This window comes from Streptomyces sp. NPDC059906 (genome assembly GCF_042730645.1).
Lineage (GTDB): Bacteria > Actinomycetota > Actinomycetes > Streptomycetales > Streptomycetaceae > Streptomyces > Streptomyces rubrogriseus.
The window spans coordinates 463,054-476,891 of record NZ_JBHWKU010000002.1 but is presented as its reverse complement, the minus strand read 5'-3'; the positions used below and the strand labels follow the sequence as shown (position 1 = coordinate 476,891).

Below are 13,838 nucleotides of genomic sequence, written 5' to 3'. Positions count from 1 at the left end.
CATGACCACGTCCATGTCCACCAACACGCTCCGCGCCAAGCGCCGTTCCTCGGCGCTTCGGACGGCGGCCTTCATGTCGCCCTGGCTCGTCGGGTTCGGCGTCTTCTTCGCCTATCCCCTGGTGTCCACCGTGTACTTCTCGCTGATGAAGTACGACGGCTTCGGCGTCCCGGAGTTCCGGGGGCTGGAGAACTGGGCGTACGTCTTCCAGGACTACCCGCTGTTCTGGCCCGCCCTGCGCAACACCCTCTGGCTGGTCCTGGTGATGGTGACCTGCCGGGTGGTGTTCGGGCTCGGCGTCGGGCTGCTGATCACGAAGATCAGGACGGGGGCCGGGATCTTCCGGACCCTCTTCTACCTGCCCTACCTCGCCCCGCCCGTCGCCGCGACCCTCGCCTTCGTCTTCCTCCTCAACCCCGGTACGGGGCCGGTCAACTCGGTCCTGGAGGGGCTGGGAGTACCGGCGCCCGGCTGGTTCACGGACTCCGCCTGGTCCAAGCCGGCGCTGACCGCGCTCGCCGTGTGGGGCGTGGGCGACCTGATGGTGATCTTCATGGCGGCGCTGCTCGACGTACCGAAGGAGCAGTACGAGGCGGCCGAGCTGGACGGGGCCTCGGCCTGGCAGCGGTTCCGGTTCGTGACGCTGCCGAACATCTCGCCGATCGTGCTGTTCGCCGTGGTCACGGGCGTGATCCAGACCATGCAGTACTACACGCAGCCGCTGGTCGCCGGGAAGGTCGCCTCCGGGATCATCGGCGGCTCCGGCCAGTCCTTCGAGCCCGGATATCCCGACAAGTCGACCCTCACCCTCCCCCAGCTCGTCTACAACCTCGGCTTCCAGCGCTTCGACTACGGCTCCGCCTGTGTGGTCGCGCTCGTGCTGTTCGCCCTGGCCATGGCGTTCACGGCGCTGCTGATGCGCCGCCGGGGCGGACTTCTCCAGGCAGGTGACCGATGACCACCCAGGTACCGATGGCCCAGGTGCCGGCCCGGCCCGTCGCGGCCGGCAGCCCGCCGCCCACCGAGGAGCGCACCGCCCGCCGGCGCGTCCTGCTGCACTGGATCGCCGTCCACTCCCTGGGCGTGGCCGCCGCCCTCTTCTTCACCCTGCCGTTCGTCTTCGTGGTCCTCACCTCGCTGATGAGCGACCAGCAGGCCCTCACCCGGGATCTGTGGCCGCACAGCTGGGAGTGGGGCAACTACCGGACCGTCCTGGACACGCCCGGCTTCCTCACCTGGTGGAAGAACACGCTGCTGTACGCGGGTCTCGGCACCGTGCTGACGGTGGCGTCGTCGATCCCGGTGGCGTACGCGCTCGCCAAGTTCCGCTTCCGGGGGCGGCACCTGTCCCTGATGCTGGTGATCTCGATGATGATGCTGCCCCCGCAGGTGATCATCATCCCGATGTACCTGTTCTGGGCGAAGCAGCTGGACCTGTCCGGCACCCTGTGGCCGCTGATCATCCCGATGGCCTTCGGCGACGCCTTCTCCATCTTCCTGCTGCGCCAGTTCCTGCTGACCATCCCGGACGAGTACCTGGACGCGGCGAAGGTCGACGGCTGCGGGGAGCTGCGCACCCTGCTGAGGGTCGTCCTGCCAATGGCCAAGCCGGGGATCGCCGCCGTGGCCCTCTTCCAGTTCTTCTACGCCTGGAACGACTACTTCGGCCCCCAGATCTACGCCTCCGAGAACCCGGGCGCCTGGACCCTCTCCTACGGACTGGAGTCCTTCAAGGGCGCCCACCACACCGACTGGAACCTCACCATGGCCGCGACCGTGCTGGTCATGGCCCCCGTGATCCTCGTGTTCTTCTTCGCGCAGAAGGCGTTCGTCGAGGGCGTCACGCTGACCGGAGTCAAGGGATGAGCAAAGGACTGATGACTGCATGAAACTCACCGTGGTCGGCGGCGGTTCGACCTACACGCCCGAACTGATCGACGGCTTCGCCCGGTTGCGGGACACGCTGCCCGTCGAGGAGCTGGTCCTCGTCGACCCGGCGGCGGACCGGCTGGAGCTGGTGGGCGGCCTCGCCCGGCGCATCTTCGCCAAACAGGGGCACACCGGCCGCGTGGTCACCACCTCCGACCTGGACGCGGCCGTCGACGGCGCCGACGCCGTACTGCTCCAGCTGCGGGTCGGCGGGCAGGCGGCCAGGCAGCAGGACGAGACCTGGCCGCTGGAGTGCGGCTGCGTCGGGCAGGAGACGACCGGCGCGGGCGGGCTCGCCAAGGCGCTGCGCACGGTACCGGTGGTGCTGGACATCGCCGAGCGGGTGCGACGGGCCAACCCGGACGCGTGGATCATCGACTTCACCAACCCGGTCGGCATCGTCACCCGCGCCCTGCTCCAGGCCGGGCACCGGGCGGTCGGGCTGTGCAACGTGGCGATCGGGCTGCAGCGCAAGTTCGCCGGGCTGCTGGGCGTGGCACCGGCCGACGTCCACCTGGACCACGTCGGCCTCAACCACCTCACCTGGGAGACCGGCGTACGGCTCGGCGGCCCCGAGGGCGAGGACGTGCTGCCCCGCCTGCTGGCCGAGCACGGGGACGCGGTCGCCGCCGACCTGCGCCTGCCCCGGCCGCTCCTGGACCGCCTGGGCGTCGTCCCCTCCTACTACCTGCGCTACTACTACGCCCACGACGAGGTCGTCGACGAGTCGCGCACCAAGCCGTCCCGGGCCGCCGAGGTCGCGGAGATGGAGCGGCAGCTGCTGGAGATGTACGGCGACCCCGCCCTGGACGAGAAACCGGCCCTGCTCGCCAAGCGCGGCGGCGCCTACTACTCCGAGGCCGCCGTCGACCTCGCCGCCGCCCTGCTCGGCGGCGCGGGCTCCCCGTACCAGGTGGTGAACACCCACAACCGGGGCACGCTGCCCTTCCTCCCCGACGACGCGGTGATCGAGGTGCCGGCGGCGGTGGGCGGCAAGGGTGCCTCCCCGCTGCCGGTGGCGGACGTGGACCCGCTGTACGCGGGGCTGATGGCGCACGTGACCGCGTACGAGGACCTGGCCCTGGACGCGGCCCTGCGCGGCGGGCGGGACCGGGTCTTCCGGGCGCTGCTCGCCCACCCCCTCGTCGGCCAGTACGCCTACGCCGAGCAGCTCACCGACCGGCTGATCGCGCACAACCGGGAGCACCTGGCGTGGGCCTGAGCGCAAGCGTCCTCGCCGTCGACGCGGGCAACAGCAAGACCGACGTGGCCGTGGTGGCGGCCGACGGCGAGGTCCTCGCCACGGCCCGCGGCGGGGCCTTCCGGCCGCCCGCCGTGGGTGTCGAGCGGGCCGTGGACGCCCTGGCGGACGCGGTGACACGGGCCTTCGCGGCGGCCGGGGTGACCGCCGTCGACCACGTGTCGGCGTGCCTGGCCAACGCCGACCTGCCCGTGGAGGAGGAACAGCTGGCCGCCGCGCTGCACGCGCGCGCGTGGGGCAGGAGCGTCGAGGTCCGCAACGACACGTTCGCGGTCCTGCGGGCGGGCGTCGCCGAGCCGTTGGGCGTCGCCGTCGTGTGCGGGGCGGGCGTGAACTGCGTCGGCATGCGCCCCGACGGCCGTACCGCCCGCTTCCCGGCCATCGGCCGCATCTCCGGGGACTGGGGCGGCGGCTGGGGCCTGGCCGAGGAGGCGCTGTGGCACGCCGCGCGCGCGGAGGACGGCCGGGGGGAGCCGACCGAGCTGGCCCGCACCCTGCCGGCCCACTTCGGCCTCGACTCGATGTACGCGCTCATCGAGGCCCTGCACCTGCGGCGGGTCGAGCCGGTGCGGCGGCACGAGCTGACCCCGGTGCTGTTCGCCACGGCGGCCGACGGCGACCCGGTCGCGCGGTCGGTCGTGGACCGGCAGGCCGACGAGGTGGTGGCCATGGCCACGGTCGCGCTGACCCGGCTCGACCTGCTGGCCGAACCCGCGCCGGTGCTGCTGGGCGGCAGCGTGCTGGCGGCCCGGCATCCGCAACTCGACGAGCGGATACGGGAGCTGCTGGCGGCCCGCGCCCCCAAGGCCGTACCCAGGGTGGTGACGGCCCGGCCCGTGCTCGGCGCGGTGCTGCTGGGGCTCGACCACGTGGGCGCGGCCCCCGGGGCCCGGGAGCGGGCCCGGGAGCGGGCCCGGGAGCACTTCACCGCCTGAGCCGCCACGGGAACCGAACCGGTTCCCGTGGCGTATTCATGGGCAGGGGTGGTGCGTTGCACCGGGATCACATCAAGATCGGACGAAGGCCGGTGCGAATGTCGGTGCGGACGGCGATACTTGCGGCGACGGATGACCATGGGGGAGGTCAGCGGTGACTCAACCGCCGAGGACCAGCGCGGCACCGCCGCCGGACACGGCGCCGCGCCGTACCGCCTTCGCCGAGGGCGTGGACCGGCTGCGCGCGGCGGCGGTCACCGAGCCGGGGCGGCTGCGCATCATCGGCGCGCTGCTCGCCGTGCTCGTCGTCGCCTTCGGCACCGTCACCGCCTGGCAGATGAACGAGCGGGCCGCGGCCGCCGACGACGTGCTGACCCGCAGCCAGCCGCTCAGCTCCGCGGCGGCCGGCATCTACCGCTCCCTCGCCGAGGCCAACACCGCGGCCTCCAGCGGCTTCCTGGCCGGCGGCCAGGAGACGGAGGACTCCCGCACGCGCTACGACAACGGGATCCGCGCGGCCGCCGAGGGGCTCGTGACGGCCGCCGCCAACTCCGAGCCGAAGTCGCCCGCGGCGACGACCATCGCGAAGCTCAACCGCCTGCTGCCCGAGTACAAGGGCCTGGTCGAGCGCGCCCGCACCTACAACCGGCAGGGCTTCCCGGTCGGCGGCGCCTATCTGCGCTACGCCAACGAGAAGATGCAGAAGGAGATGCTCCCGGCGGCGGAGGACCTCTACAAGAAGGAGAACCAGCGGCTGAGCGCCGACTACGGCGACGCCAAGCCCTACCCCTGGGCGGCGATCGCCCTCGGCGTCGTCCTGCTCGCCGCGCTGGCCTGGGCCCAGCGCCGCCACTACCGGCGCACCAACCGCGTCCTGAACCACGGCCTGGTCGCGGCGACCGCCGCCGGTGCCGTCGTACTGCTCTGGCTGGTCGTCGGCCACAGCGTCGCGCGGTCGAACCTGACCGACTCCCACGAGCACGGCGTCCGCTCCCTGAACGCGCTGAACGAGGCCCGCATCGCCTCCCTCAAGGCCCGGGGCAACGAGAATCTGACCCTGGTCTCCCGCGGCGCGGAGACGACCAAGGTGGGCGACAAGACGTACGACTCCTACGACCTGGCCTTCGGCAAGAACATGGACGGCCTCGGCAAGGCGCTGGCCGAGGCGGCACGGCTCGCCGACGACAAGGCGGGCGAACAGCCCGTCGACACGGCGAACGGCAACATGACGGAGTGGAAGAAGCGCCACACCTCGGCCCGTACGCAGGACGAGAACGGCAACTACCAGCAGGCGCTGAACCTGGTGATCGGCGGCGACGGCGCCACGGTGGAGTGCTTCGACGGCGTCGACGCCGCGCTCGCCGGCGCCCTCAAGCACGAGAAGGCGGAGTTCGAGCAGGCGGCGGGCGACGGCCTGGACGCGATGCGCTACCTGCCGCAGGGCGCGGGCGTGCTCGCCGCGCTGGGGGCGGCCGGCGCGCTCACAGGCATCGGCCGCAGGCTGTCGGAGTACCGGTGAGGCGGGGTGGCGTGAGGATGCGTGCGGGACGGTTGCGGACCGGTCTGAAGGGCTGGGGCGGCGTGGGGACGATGGCCTTCGCCTGTGTCCTCGCGGTGCTGGCGGCCCTGCTCCTGCCGATGCTCCCCTGGCACGGCACCGGTGGTGGCGGCGGCGGTGCGGACGACGAAGGCCACGGCGCCGCCCGCGGCAGCCAGGCGCGGGCCGCGCAGGAGTGCACCGACCCGGAGAAGCAGACCCTCGCCCCGTCCGGGGACGACGGGCCCACCATCGACGCGATCCGCGCCCGCGAGGGCGAGAAGCGCAAGCTGATCGTCGGCGTCGACCAGAACAGCTTCCGCTGGGGCTACCGCGACCCGAACAGCGGCGGCGACGCCGAGTTGGAGGGCTTCGACATCGACCTGGCGCACCGCATCGCGGGGGACATCCTCGGCGACGAGGACGCCGTGCAGTTCAAGGCGATACCGACGGACCAGCGCATCCCCGCGATCCAGGACGGCCGGGTCGACATGGTGGTCCGCACCATGACCATCAACTGCGACCGGCTGGAGGACGTCGCGTTCTCCGCCCCCTACTTCAGGACCGGCCAGCAGGTGCTGGCACCCAAGTCCTCGAAGATCACCGGGTACGACGGCACGCTGGCCGGCAAGGAGATCTGCACGGCGGCCGGTTCGACGGCGCTGAGCACGCTGGAGCAGGACCAGAAGGACGGCAGGCTCGCCGAGGGCGTCGACCTGCGCACCACCGTCCCCAACCAACTGGACTGCCTGGTAAGGCTCCAGCTCGGCGAGGTCGACGCGGTGGTCACCGACGGCGCCCTCGCCGCGAGCCAGGCCGCGCAGGACCCGACGGTCGAGCTGAAGGGCGACGCCTTCACGACCGAGTACTACGGCGTGGCGATGAAGAAGGACGCCGACGATCTGGTACGCCGGGTCAACCGGGTCCTCGAACAGTGGCGCGCGGACCGGGCCGACGGGTGGCAGAACTCGTACGAGGAGTGGCTGTCGGAGACCATGGACGACCCGGCGAAGTCGCTGCCGCCGACCCCGCAGTACCTGCGCAAGAGCTGACCGGCGGCGCGCGGCGCAGGCGAAGAGAGAGAACACCCGCACGGCACAGGCAAGTCCGCTACGGCGAGAGGTGATCGATGGGCGACACGGGACCCACCGGGCCGGTGATGGACCGGGACGAGGTGGACCGTGCGCTGGCGCGGCTCGGCGCGGAGCACGAGGCGATCGAGACCTCGCTCCTCGCCCTCCAGGACCACGCGGGCCGCAGACTCCTCGAGGGCGCCGAGCTGACCGGCGTCACCGCCGAGCGCTGGAGCGCCGCGGAGGCGTCGATCACGCTCCTGTGGACCTACTTCGACGCGTACACGGGCGCGCTGCGCACCGCCCGGGAGATCCGTTCCCGGCGCCGCTGGTCCAGCCGCGAGGACCTGGTGGAGCTGACGGAGCTGCTGCGCGGCGAGGCCGTCACGGTGGCCTCGGGTGCCGCCGCCACCGCCCACGCGCCCACCCTGCACGGCGGTCCCGGCCGGCTCAGCGAGCGGTACTCGCTGGTGACGCTGGTGGACCGGATGAACCAGCTCTACGCGACCTCCCTGGACATGGTGGTCGCCGCCGACGCGGTGTGGTCGGCGCTGCCCGCCCGGATCGATTTACTCGCCGCCGAGCTGCAGCGCACCCGCAAGCTGGCGCACTCCGTGGGCGTGCGCCCCGGCGAGCACCCGGCGGGCGACGACCTGGAGCGGATCACCCGCACCCTGACGCGGCTGCGCGAACAGGTGATCTCCGACCCGCTGGCCTTCTGGACGCCCGCCCAGGGCAGTTCGGCGCCGGGCGGCGGCCGTCCGGACACCACGGTGTACGACCGGGAGGCGCGCGCCCTGGAGGAGGTGCGCCGCGAGATCGACGCGGTGCTGGCCGTGCGCCAGGACGCCGAGCAGCGGATCGTGCGGCTGCGGGACGTGCTCTCGCGCGCGGACCGCACGCTCGCCGAGGCCCGCACCGCGCGCGGCGAGGTGCTGGCGAAGATCGCCGCGACGGAGGTGCCGGTCGTCGGCGGGCCGCCGATCGTGCTCCAGGAGCAGCTGGCGGCGGCCGCCGAGTACCGCAGGCACGCCCAGTGGCACCGGCTGTCGCCGCTCCTGGAGTCCCTGGAGGAGAAGGCGGAGGACGAACTGCTGCGGGCCCGGGAGTCGTTGACGGCGGTCACCGCGCCGCTCGCGGTCCGTGCCGAGCTGCGCGGCCGGCTGGACGCGTACAAGGCGAAGATGGCCCGGCTGGGCCACGCCGAGGATCCCGAGCTGGCCGAGAAGTACGAGAAGGCGCGCCGCATGCTGTGGAGCGCGCCCTGCGACCTGCGCGTCGCCGAGCAGGCCGTGCTGCGCTACCAGCACGCGGCGGCCGAACTGCTCGGCACCGCACGGCGCGTGCCCGGCCAGGGCGGGCCGGTGGACCGGACGGGGCCCGGCGCATGAGCGAGGACCGGAGCGACGAGGGGGAGGCAGCGTCATGAGTGAGGCAGGGCGGACGTGTCAGCGTCCCGGCTGCGGCGGGGCGTACGAGGACATGGGCGGCGGCGAGCTGTACTGCGACACGTGCGGCCTGGCGCCGGTCGTCGCGGCGGGCGGCGCGCTCGGCGCCACGCCGACCGGCGTCACCGGAGGCGGCGGGGGCGGGGGCGGGGGCGGGGGTTCGCACGGATCGCACGGGTCGAACGGGTCGCGCGGTTCGTCGGGCAGCGGCAGCTCGCGCTCCAGCGCCCGCAGTGCGCGCACGTCGTCCCAGTCGTCCCGCTCGTCGAAGTCCAGGCGTTCGGTGTCCGGCCGGCTCTCCCGGGCGGTCTCGGGCCGCTCCACGGGGCGTTCGGTGTCGGTGCGCAGCTCCGGTACGGGCGCCGCTTCCACCGGTCGCGGGCGCCTCGGCGTCGGTCTCGTCGAGGTACCGGCGGTGCCGCGGCCCGACCCGCGCGAGATGGTGATGGACCACCCGGAGGTGCCCGAGCGCAAGCGGTTCTGCTCGCGTTCGGACTGCGGGGCGCCGGTCGGGCGGGCGCGCGGCGAGCGGCCGGGCCGCACGGAGGGCTTCTGCACCAAGTGCGGCCACCCGTACTCGTTCGTGCCCAAGCTGAAGTCCGGGGACGTGGTGCACGGCCAGTACGAGGTGGTGGGCTGCCTCGCGCACGGCGGCCTCGGCTGGATCTACCTCGCCGTGGACAAGGCGGTCTCCGACCGCTGGGTGGTCCTCAAGGGCCTGCTGGACACCGGCGACCAGGACGCGATGGCGGCGGCGATCTCCGAGCGGCGCTTCCTCGCCGAGATCGAGCACGCCAACATCGTGCGGATCTACAACTTCGTCGAGCACCTCGACCAGCGCACCGGCTCCCTCGACGGCTACATCGTCATGGAGTACGTCGGCGGCAAGTCGCTCAAGGAGATCGCCAACGCCCGGCGCTCCCCGCAGGGCCGGCGCGACCCGCTGCCGGTCGAGCAGGCCTGCGCGTACGGCATCGAGGCGCTGGAGGCGCTCGGCCACCTGCACAGCCGCAAACTGCTGTACTGCGACTTCAAGGTCGACAACGCCATCCAGACCGAGGACCAGCTCAAGCTCATAGACATGGGCGCGGTACGCCGCATGGACGACGACGAGTCCGCGATCTACGGCACGGTGGGCTACCAGGCCCCGGAGGTCGCCGACGTCGGCCCGTCGGTGGCGTCCGACCTGTACACGGTCGGGCGCACCCTCGCCGTGCTGTCGTTCGACTTCCAGGGCTACACCACCGTCTACACGGACTCCCTCCCGGACCCCGACAGCATCGAGGTCTTCCGGCACTACGAGTCGTTCTACCGGCTGCTGGTGCGGGCCACCGACCCGGATCCGGCCCGCAGGTTCGCCTCCGCGCAGGAGATGGCGGAGCAGTTGACGGGTGTGCTGCGCGAGGTCGTCTCGCTCCAGACGGGCCGGGCCAGGCCCGCCGTCTCCACGCTGTTCGGGCCCGAGGTGCGGGTGACGGACACGGAGCTGTTCCCGCGCCTGGACGGCGAGGTGTCGCGGCTGGGGGCCAGGGCGCCGCGTACGAGAGGACGGCCGGGCGGCTCCGGTGCGGCCCTGCCGGGCGGGTCGGGCGCCGCGCCCGCGCTGCCGGGCGGGTCGGGTCCGGCCGTGGGCGCGCCGGGCGGCACCGTCGCGCACGCCCCGCCGGTCGGCGCGGGAATGGGGGCGGGGGCGGGGGCGGCCAGTACGCCGGTGGCCGCGTCCGGGGGCGCGAGCGCCTCGCTGCCGGGTGCGGTCAGCTCGGTCAACTCGGCCGGCTCGGCCGGCTCGGTCGGCTCGGTCGGCGGGCTCGGCACCGGGGCCTTCGGCCTGGTCAAGGATGCCGACGCGCCCACCGCCTCGCTCGCGCTGCCGGTCCCCCGGGTCGACGCCGGCGACCCCAACGCGGGCTTCCTGGCGGGCCTGATGGCGTCCGCGCCGGCCGAGCTGCTGACCGCGCTGGCCGCCGCTCCGGCGCCGTCGACCGAGACGCGGCTGCGGCAGATCCGGGCCCGGCTGGAGAACGGCGACGCGTCCGGCGCGCTGGAAGCGCTGGGGACCCTGGAGGGTGAGCGCCCCGACGACTGGCGGGTGGTCTGGTACCGCGGGCTGGCCGCGCTGGTGACCGGCGCCCACGAGGACGCCGCGCTGGCCTTCGACGCGATCTACGACGCCTTCCCCGGCGAGATCGCGCCCAAGCTGGCGCTCGGCCTGTGCGCGGAGGTGCTGGGGCAGCTCGACAACGCCGCCGAGTACTACCGGCTGGTGTGGTCCTCCGACCCGAGCCACGTCAGCGCGGCGTTCGGGCTGGCCCGGGTGCAGCTGGCCGCGGGTGACCGGGCAGCAGCCGTACGGACGCTGGAGTCGGTGCCGGAGTCGTCCGTCCACTGCACCGCGGCGCGGGTGGCGGCCGTCCGGGCGCGGCTGCGGCAGCGCACCGCGGCCGCGGGCGACCTGCGGTTCCTGGACGACCTGATCGCCGCCGCGCGGCAGGTCGAGGCGCTGGACGTGTACGGTCTGGATCCGGCGCGGCGCGAGCAGCTGTCGGCCGAGGTCCTCGGTTGCGCGCTGGACTGGGTACTCTCCGGAGGTCGGGGTTCCGTCCCTCCCGCCGCCGGGGGACGGACGCTGCTCGGCAGCGGCCTGGACGAACGCGGCCTGCGTTTCGGCCTGGAGCGTTCGTACCGCACGCTGGCCCGGCTGGCGCGGGGCGGCGAGGAGAGGATCGACCTGGTGGAACGTGCCAATCGTTACCGCCCCCGGACGTGGGTGTAGTTGATGTCGCAGAAGCCCCAGCAGGCCGCCGTGCCGAAGTGCCCGAGCTGCGAGGAACCCCTCGACTCGGGTGACCGGTTCTGCGGTGCGTGCGGATACGACCTGTCCGTCGTGCCCGCCCGGCCCGAGGACAGCCCGACCCTGGCCATCAACGGCGCGGTGCCCGCGCCGGACGGCGTGGACTGGCCCGCGGCCCGGGACTCGGACGGCCACGGCCACCCCGCCCCGGTGCACGCGGCGGCCGAACTGCCGGGCACCGACTCGGGCGGCTCCCCGCTGCCGCCGCCCCCGCCACCTCCCGCGGCGCCGCCTTCGGCACCGGCGGCTCCGGCGGCGCCCACAGCTCCGGCGGGGCCGCCCGCGGCCGGGGTGCGGTTCGACCGGCCGGGGGAGCCCGACGAGTACCCCTTGCAGGCGCCCGACCCGCGACTGACCGCGGAACAGGCCCCGGCCACCGAACCGGCTCCGGTCCCCGAACCGGCCGCGGCCGAGAAGGTGTGCGTGGCCTGCCGCGCGGGCCGGGTCGACGACGACGGCTACTGCGAGAACTGCGGGCACGCCCAGCCCCGCGAACGCGACCACATGGAGCAGGAGTCGGGCCCGATCGCCGCCGTCAGCGACCGCGGCCTGCGCCACCACCGCAACGAGGACGCGTTCTCGGTGGGCTGCACCGCGCTGCCCGACGGCGCCCCCGCCTCGGTGGCGATCGTCTGCGACGGCGTGTCCTCGGCGACCCGCCCCGACGACGCCTCGCTCGCCGCGTCCCGGGCGGCCGGTGAGTCGCTGCTCGGCGCCCTGCCGCGCGGCACGCACCCGCAGCAGGCCATGCACGACGCCATCCTCGCCGCCTCGCACGCCGTCAACGCGCTGGCCGACGAGCCCGCGACCGCCCGCGAACAGGCCCCGCACCAGAACGCGCCGGCCTGCACCCTGGTCGGCGCCGTGGTCACCGGCGGTCTGCTGGTCGTCGGCTGGGTCGGCGACAGCCGCGTCTACTGGGTCCCGGCCGACCGCGGCACGCCGCCCGCCCGGCTCACCGAGGACGACTCGTGGGCCGCGCAGATGGTCGCCGCGGGACTGATGAACGAGGCCGAGGCCTACGCCGACGAGCGCGCCCACGCGATCACCGGCTGGCTGGGCGCCGACGCCTACGAACTGGAGCCGCACACCGCGTCCTTCAAGCCGGACCGCGCCGGTGTGGTCGTGGTCTGCACGGACGGCCTGTGGAACTACGCGGAGTCCGCCGAGGAGATGGCCGAGGCCATGCCCCCGGACGCCGCCGACCGCCCGCTGCACGGCGCCCGCGTTCTGGTCGGCCACGCCCTGGACGGCGGGGGCCACGACAACGTAACAGTGGCCCTCCTGCCGTTCCCGGCCCCGCCGCAGGGGGCAGGATCGGCCTGAGGCCGCCGCACGGCCACGGGTGGAGGGGCGGCCTCGCGGACCGCAGGGGGCGGTCCGCGCCAGCAAGCCAAGACCCCCACCGCTGTGGGGACGTAGAGGGGGATGCGATCCGGCATGGCCAATTTCTCGAAGTCGAACGTGCCGCAGTTCGCGGTGGACGTCTACCAGAACGAGTACCTGCCCGAGGGCGGCCGTGAGGTCAACGCCATCGTCACGGTCACCGCGACCGGCGGCGGCACGGTCGGGAGCGCGGTCGCCGCGCCCCACCTTTACTCGCCCGGCCAGGGGCCGTCCGCCGCCGTGGCGTTGATGGTCGACTGCTCGGGCTCCATGGACTACCCGCCGACCAAGATGCGCAACGCCCGCGACGCCACGTCCGCCGCGATCGACACCCTGCGCGACGGGGTGCACTTCGCCGTGGTCGGCGGCACCCACGTGGCCAAGGAGGTCTACCCGGGCGGCGGCCGGCTCGCGGTCGCGGACGCCGCCACCCGGGAGCAGGCCAAGCAGGCGCTGCGCCGGCTGAGCGCGGGCGGCGGCACCGCCATCGGCACCTGGCTGCGGCTGGCCGACCGGCTGCTGTCCACCGCGGACGTCGCCATCCGGCACGGCATCCTGCTCACCGACGGCCGCAACGAGCACGAGTCGCCGGAGGACCTCAGGGCCGCGCTCGACGCCTGCGCCGGGCGTTTCACGTGCGACGCCCGGGGCGTGGGCACCGACTGGGAGGTGAAAGAAGTCACAGGGATCGCCTCCGCCCTGCTCGGCACCGCCGACATCGTCGCCGATCCGGCGGGCCTGGCCGCCGACTTCACGCGGATGATGGAGACGGCCATGGGCAAGGAGGTCGCGGACGTCGCGCTGCGGCTGTGGACCCCGGTCGGCACCACGGTGAAGTTCGTCAAGCAGGTCGCCCCGACCGTCGAGGAGCTGACCGCCCGCCGCACCGAGGCGGGGCCGCGGGCCGGTGACTACCCCACCGGTTCCTGGGGCGACGAGTCCCGTGACTACCACGTCTGCGTCGAGGTACCGGCCGCGGACCTCGGCCGGGAGATGCTGGCCGCCCGCGTCTCCCTGGTCATCCCGGAGCCCGACGGAAGTGTCCAGAACCTCGGCGCGCAGGGTCTCGTACGGGCCGTGTGGACCGACGACATGACCGCCTCCACGTCGATCAACCCCCAAGTCGCCCACTACACCGGGCAGGCCGAACTGGCACAAGCCATCCAGCAAGGGCTCGATCTACGCAAAGCGGGAGACATCGACGGAGCAACGGCCAAACTGGGTCGCGCGGTTCAGCTCGCGGGAGTCTCCGGAAACGCGGATACGGCGAAACTGCTTGCGAAGGTGGTGGACGTGGTGGACGCGGCGGCAGGTACTGTGCGACTGAAAGCGAAGGTGGAGGAGGCCGACGAGATGACTCTCGAGACCCGGTCGACCAAGACCGTTCGTGTGAAGAAGTGACGCTCAACAACCGCGCG

Annotated in this window: 10 protein-coding genes; all 10 read left to right on the top strand. The window is 73.5% G+C overall.

All coding sequences use genetic code 11. From position 1 onward, the window contains the following. The first annotated feature begins 13 nt into the window (after positions 1 to 13). The 10 genes from ACFV9J_RS05120 to ACFV9J_RS05075 all read left to right on the top strand — a co-directional run bounded on the left by ACFV9J_RS05120 (position 14) and on the right by ACFV9J_RS05075 (position 13,821). A complete protein-coding gene (locus ACFV9J_RS05120; RefSeq protein WP_381377442.1) occupies positions 14 to 958 on the top strand; it encodes a carbohydrate ABC transporter permease in 945 nt (314 codons plus the stop codon). Positions 959 to 972: 14 nt separating this feature from the next. Next, positions 973 to 1,866, top strand: coding sequence for a carbohydrate ABC transporter permease (locus ACFV9J_RS05115; RefSeq protein ID WP_385350128.1), 894 nt, complete (start codon positions 973 to 975; stop codon positions 1,864 to 1,866). A gap of 19 nt (positions 1,867 to 1,885) precedes the next feature. Beyond that, on the top strand, positions 1,886 to 3,151 hold the full coding sequence (locus ACFV9J_RS05110) for a 6-phospho-beta-glucosidase (RefSeq protein ID WP_385349972.1): 1,266 nt from the start codon (positions 1,886 to 1,888) through the stop codon (positions 3,149 to 3,151). Further along, positions 3,142 to 4,125 carry an N-acetylglucosamine kinase gene (locus ACFV9J_RS05105; protein ID WP_385349969.1) on the top strand — a complete coding sequence of 328 codons (984 nt, stop codon included), beginning with the start codon at positions 3,142 to 3,144 and terminating at the stop codon, positions 4,123 to 4,125. The genes ACFV9J_RS05110 and ACFV9J_RS05105 overlap by 10 nt, the downstream gene beginning before the upstream one ends. Before the next feature lie 154 nt (positions 4,126 to 4,279). Continuing rightward, positions 4,280 to 5,644 (top strand): hypothetical protein, encoded by a 1,365-nt coding sequence (locus ACFV9J_RS05100; protein WP_385349966.1) that lies wholly within the window; start codon positions 4,280 to 4,282, stop codon positions 5,642 to 5,644. Positions 5,645 to 5,661: 17 nt separating this feature from the next. After that, on the top strand, positions 5,662 to 6,714 hold the full coding sequence (locus ACFV9J_RS05095; RefSeq protein WP_385350125.1) for a glutamate ABC transporter substrate-binding protein: 1,053 nt from the start codon (positions 5,662 to 5,664) through the stop codon (positions 6,712 to 6,714). A 77-nt stretch (positions 6,715 to 6,791) separates the two neighbouring features. Continuing rightward, complete coding sequence (locus tag ACFV9J_RS05090) at positions 6,792 to 8,126, top strand: hypothetical protein (protein WP_385349963.1); 1,335 nt, start codon at positions 6,792 to 6,794, stop codon at positions 8,124 to 8,126. 34 nt (positions 8,127 to 8,160) lie between these two features. Next, a complete protein-coding gene (locus ACFV9J_RS05085; protein WP_385349960.1) occupies positions 8,161 to 10,956 on the top strand; it encodes a tetratricopeptide repeat protein in 2,796 nt (931 codons plus the stop codon). A gap of 3 nt (positions 10,957 to 10,959) precedes the next feature. Beyond that, positions 10,960 to 12,360, top strand: coding sequence for a PP2C family serine/threonine-protein phosphatase (locus ACFV9J_RS05080; RefSeq protein ID WP_385349957.1), 1,401 nt, complete (start codon positions 10,960 to 10,962; stop codon positions 12,358 to 12,360). 114 nt (positions 12,361 to 12,474) lie between these two features. After that, the gene (locus ACFV9J_RS05075) at positions 12,475 to 13,821 is read left to right on the top strand and encodes a VWA domain-containing protein (protein WP_385349954.1); all 1,347 of its coding nucleotides are present in this window, start codon (positions 12,475 to 12,477) and stop codon (positions 13,819 to 13,821) included. The last annotated feature ends 17 nt before the right edge of the window (positions 13,822 to 13,838 follow it).

What these genes read in the sequence shown, in the direction of transcription:
- ACFV9J_RS05120 (WP_381377442.1), top strand. Translation starts at nt 14, where the DNA reads ATGTCCACCAACACGCTCCGCGCCAAGCGCCGTTCCTCGGCGCTTCGG.
- ACFV9J_RS05115 (WP_385350128.1), top strand. Translation starts at nt 973, where the DNA reads ATGGCCCAGGTGCCGGCCCGGCCCGTCGCGGCCGGCAGCCCGCCGCCC.
- ACFV9J_RS05110 (WP_385349972.1), top strand. Translation starts at nt 1,886, where the DNA reads ATGAAACTCACCGTGGTCGGCGGCGGTTCGACCTACACGCCCGAACTG.
- ACFV9J_RS05095 (WP_385350125.1), top strand. Translation starts at nt 5,662, where the DNA reads ATGCGTGCGGGACGGTTGCGGACCGGTCTGAAGGGCTGGGGCGGCGTG.
- ACFV9J_RS05090 (WP_385349963.1), top strand. Translation starts at nt 6,792, where the DNA reads ATGGGCGACACGGGACCCACCGGGCCGGTGATGGACCGGGACGAGGTG.
- ACFV9J_RS05085 (WP_385349960.1), top strand. Translation starts at nt 8,161, where the DNA reads ATGAGTGAGGCAGGGCGGACGTGTCAGCGTCCCGGCTGCGGCGGGGCG.
- ACFV9J_RS05080 (WP_385349957.1), top strand. Translation starts at nt 10,960, where the DNA reads ATGTCGCAGAAGCCCCAGCAGGCCGCCGTGCCGAAGTGCCCGAGCTGC.
- ACFV9J_RS05075 (WP_385349954.1), top strand. Translation starts at nt 12,475, where the DNA reads ATGGCCAATTTCTCGAAGTCGAACGTGCCGCAGTTCGCGGTGGACGTC.